Origin of the sequence: Bradyrhizobium elkanii WSM2783 (assembly GCF_000472865.1) — a bacterium.
Classification (GTDB): domain Bacteria; phylum Pseudomonadota; class Alphaproteobacteria; order Rhizobiales; family Xanthobacteraceae; genus Bradyrhizobium; species Bradyrhizobium elkanii_A.
On sequence record NZ_AXAP01000213.1, the window covers coordinates 1 to 1241 of the forward strand.

General features: G+C 59.8%; 1 protein-coding gene. It reads right to left on the reverse strand.

Annotation, left to right across the window (positions count from 1 at the left end):
- Positions 1–1139 (reverse strand): sensor histidine kinase (locus YY7_RS0149905; RefSeq protein ID WP_035693364.1); only part of this gene is annotated, 1139 nt, incomplete at its 3' end.
- Positions 1140–1241 lie beyond the last annotated feature (102 nt).

Here is a 1241-nt window from a genome sequence, read left to right on the forward strand (position 1 = left end):
GTGAGCAGATTGTTGAAGTCGTGCGCGACGCCGCCGGTGAGCTGGCCGACGCTCTCCATCTTCTGGCTCTGATGAAACTGCTCCCTCGCTTCGGATAGCTCATGCTCGCGGTGCCTCAGCGCATCGGCCATGGCGTTGAATGCTCTGGCGACCCGTGCGATTTCCGAGTTGCCCGCGATGTCCACGCGCCGGCTGAATTCGCCGAGCCGCCATCGGTTCGCAGCGTCAACCAATTGCGCAAACGGGCGCTGGATGAACCGTTGCGCGCCCCACGCCGTCAGGATCAAAACGAGCAGGGCGCTGAAAAGGATGAACAACACGTCGCGCCGCGTGCGATGTTCGATCTTGGTGAAAGTCTGCGCCTTGCCGAGGCCGAAGCCGACAAGAAGATCTTGCCCCACAGCGGCGAAGCCGACAATTCTTCGCACGCCGTCAATGTTAATCATGTCCGCTACGGTCCCGTTGTCGCGCATCGGGTCTTCACCAACGGGCAACTTCTTGCCGACAAACACGTCATTGTCAGGATAGCGAGCGAGAACGATGCCGTTGCGGTCCGTGATGGCGAGCGCGGCTCCCGACGGAACGCCCTTTTTTGCGATGTAGTCGGCGAGCCAGTCGAGGCTGAGGGCCGCTATAACGACACCACCCATGCGGTCCTCGTCGTCGTAGAATGGCAGCGCAAACTGAAGGACGTTGCGACCAGTCGTTCGGCCGATTGCGAACTCTCCGATTGTGAATTTGCCGGTTTTCACGACGCTGGCAAAGTAGGCACGTCCAGCTGCGGTAGCCGGCTTATGCTCTCTGGCTGAGTCGCAGAAGGCGTCGCCATTCATGTCGACCACGATAAAGACGATGAACTCCGGGTATCGTTGCTTGATCCTGGAAAGGTAAGCGTCGCATCCCTGGACGTCCTTCGCCTTGATCGCCGGAAGCTCCGAAAGCGCTATCAGAGCCTGACGAACGCCCTGGACGATCTGTTGCTGCTCGGCGGCGGCGAGCTTGGCGAGCCCGAGTACTTCGTCCTGTACTTCAACTTGGCGCGTGCGACGCAGGTCGATTTCGTTGTACGCCTGNATCGCGATTGCCGGCAGCATGGCCGCAGCCACCAGCGCGAACAGGCGTGATAACAGGCTGCCCATTGCTAGTATTTCCCACTCACAATCAGCCGCACAAGACCGACCGTGCCAGTCCACCGACAAGCGCCATTGTGTGAAGCGTTCTCCGAACTGCAATCGGAATTG